Source organism: Ruegeria sp. AI3 (genome assembly GCF_056541245.1).
In genome coordinates this window covers 1-3,270 of record NZ_JBQFYA010000034.1, presented here as the reverse complement: position 1 = coordinate 3,270, position 3,270 = coordinate 1, and the positions used below count along the sequence as shown (strand labels likewise).

2 protein-coding genes are annotated in these 3,270 nt (G+C 50.2%); one reads left to right on the top strand and one right to left on the bottom strand.

From position 1 onward, the window contains the following. Window positions 1–240 precede the first annotated feature (240 nt). Window positions 241–2,892, top strand: a complete 2,652-nt coding sequence (locus ACRZ95_RS22730) for an AsmA family protein (RefSeq protein ID WP_170681774.1) — start codon at window positions 241–243, stop codon at window positions 2,890–2,892. A 196-nt stretch (window positions 2,893–3,088) separates the two neighbouring features. On the opposite strand, the gene ACRZ95_RS22725 is transcribed toward ACRZ95_RS22730, so the two are convergent. Beyond that, on the bottom strand, window positions 3,089–3,270 hold a 182-nt coding region (locus tag ACRZ95_RS22725; protein WP_480555642.1), incomplete at its 5' end, for an SOS response-associated peptidase family protein.

Genomic DNA, 3,270 nt, shown 5'->3' with positions numbered 1-3,270 from the left:
TGGCAACCCGCTACGACAGGTGCCCAAAGGTCTTCCTGTCAGCAATCGCCCTCGCAGCACTCGTTATCTATTGGCTATGAGGCCTGAACCTGGCGGTTCGACAAAACACGCTAGAATATCAGCAATATAGTCAAGTTCATTCGGAATTTAGATCATCTACCGACCACATATATTCCATTAACTAAATGATTAAATGGTCTAGGCTTCCCATTGGATGAATCGAAATTTTAGGAGAAGAACGTGCGATACGTTGCAAAAGGTATTTTGATTTGTTGCGCTGTCGCGTTTGTCGCAGTGTTTGCAGCTTGGTTTTTCCTGTCTTCTGCGTTTTTTTCCTCGGTCAGAACTACTTTCGTCGAAAATCTGATCTCTAAGAAACTTGGCCAGGAGGTTAGTATTGAAGATGAAGTGCGTCTGGGTATTGGTCGGCAGTTGCGGGTGTCAGCGGCAGGGCTGGAACTACCCGGTTCTCGGAATGCTGGTGTGAACCTTGCGGCAATCGATGAGATTGAGTTTGAAGTTTCCGCACGCGACCTCTGGAACAGTAAAATCTCACTGAGTGGTCTTTCGCTCTCGGGTGTTCACTTGAACCTGATCACGGACAAAGATGGCATCGGAAACTGGCAGTCTTTTTCCCAAACGGAAACTGAAGTCGGGAAACCTACAAAATCCCCGACACCGCTGTTGGCGGGAATTCTAACGGACCGCAAAATTGATCTGACTGATATCGCCATTCTTTATAAAAACAATTTAAACGGACTTGAGTTGGACCTGCAGCTTCCTGAGCTGCTCTTAAAGCGTGATACGGAAACTGATGTTGCGACGGCAGTCGGGGCCGGTTCGCTGAACGGAGAGAGGTTTGATCTGAACGCGACATTCCCCACGGAAGACCCGTTTCGGTTGGAGGTGAACTTCGAACAGACTTCGATTGTCGCCGAGGAAGTTCCTCAAGAGAACGGTCTGCAAGTGGCAACGACCGTAGAGATTGCCGAACTTGGCCAGATTCTCGATATCCTGAAGCTGAGCCGCGTTTTGGAAGGCACAGGGAGTATTGGCGCGACGTTTACATCAGTCGACGGCGTAGCACGGATTGATGACCTATCTGTATTGGCGGAATTAGATGGCGGGCAAAGCCTTTCGCTGACGGGGCAGATTGGAGAATTGGGGAACCCGGAAGACGTATCGCTGACAACCCGAATTAGGTTGTACCCAGAAGATGCGGAACCAGCCCCAGCCGCCTCGCGATATGATCTTAAACTTATCGCAGTCGACATGGTTATCGACAGCGTAACCGGTCGGGTGCCGCAGCGACAAATGGTCATTAAGACCAACGGTTTCACGTTGGACACGTCCGGCGAAGGCCCGCCCCCGATTAAGTTCTCCGAGCTTTCCAGAACACCAGAAGGCGCCTTAAAAGTCGGAAACATCAACCTTAGAATTGGGAACCCAGCCGATCCGTTTATCATTTTGAACGGTTCGGTCGATGACGCGCTTCAGTTGCAAGGCATATCAGCAGAAGGCCTAATGGATATACCGGCAAGCAGTTTGATCTCGCCAGAATTGTTGGGACCAGACGACCAGCTTGGCAGGTTTTCCGGTGACTTCCATTTGAACGGCGACATCAATCAGCTTTCGCTGACAAATTTGGATGGAAAGACAAGCGATACGGAGGTCTGGAACCTTGAGGTGCATGGCACTGTTAAGAATGTACTCAAATTCGAGGACCTGGATTTGGCAATTGATGTCGCAGTTCCATCCGGGGCGGACCTTTTGGAGGCACTATCGCTTGAACGTGTGGAAACCGGGCAGGCTCGTCTTGAAATCAACCTTGTAAGCGAAGGCACAGATTGGAACGCGAGTGCCAATGTTGAGGTCGCCGACTCTATCTTGCAGATTATGGCCGATCTTGATGATGCAACAAGCGACCCGGTGCTTCAGGGTTCCATTGAGAGTGACCTGATTAAGATAGATCAGATCCGAACTATCGTTCAGGCTGCCGCACAATTGCGGAAAATAGGCGGCCCAGAGCCGGAAGAGAAAGAAACTAAACAAGAAGACGAGGGCGGCCAAGGTGCGTTAAGAGATGTAACGCTTAAACCTATCGGGCGCTCAATTCTCTTGTCCGGTATGGATATGGATGTCGACGTTGACCTTAGGCACATCGAAGGAGCCCAGGGCATCAGCGGTTTGCAGAGCCAACTGACGCTCAACAAAAATGAGCTTAAGGCCGGACCTTTGAAGTTTGAATATGGAGGCGCTCATTTCGACGTTAGCGGGCAGATGGATCTTTCGAACGACGCGCATCTACTCACGTTGACTGGCAAAGCGGGCGGTTGGCAGCTGGATGATATTCTTCACAACCTGAACTTCAAAAAGGGTGCGAGCGGTACGATCTATGCAGATTTTTCGGTGACCGGCGGAACCGATTCACCGAAGCATTTTGCAAACAGCATGAACGGCAATGCTACTGTTTCAATGCGTGATGGCTCGATCGAGACGCAACTTTTGGATCTGGCAGGGCTAGGGGTGCTACCTTGGGTGTTTACCAAAGAGAAGCAAAAGGTTGCTCCAATCGTTTGTTTGCGTGCGCCGATTAGTATCTCAAATGGAAGTATTTCGACGAAACAAACCACATTGGAGACAGACCATGTCCAAGTTGTCGTCTTTGGCGGTGTTGATGTGGCGGGCAAGGTTTTGAACCTAAATCTGCAGCCCCGTAAGATTGGCGAACCTCTATCGAAGAGTCCCTGGCCCGTGACCTTGAAGGGCCCACTAGCAAAGCCGAAGATCAAGGTTAAAGACGGTCCGAAACGACTGAAACGATCGGATGGTGCAGACAAAATGCCGGAACAAAGAAAGCTATGCGTTCCGGATATATTGCAACTGCAATAGTTGGGGAGGCGATCAGTTGAAGTCAAGTCTAGGGTTCAGAAAGGCAGACTTTGCTTCCGAAGAGCAATTTCTGCTTTGGGCTCTTAGCAGACATCTACGCCAGTTTGCCTATGGGACACGATTTTCACGGCTATTTTCCAGCGGGATCCGATTTCTCGCGCTCACCAGCTCGAACAATACGCATTTCATCTGAATTTTAGAGCTTCACCAGTTCAAATACATCATTCCCGTTGCCATCCATCCATTGCTCATAGTCCTCCGGCTTGAGGATGACGGGCATTCTCCGTGGGTGTATGGGCTTTACCAGTTCATTGGCCGTCGTGGTGATGACGGTGTAGGTTTCAACCTCCTCGGGCCCTTCAAGGCCCTGGTATCGCG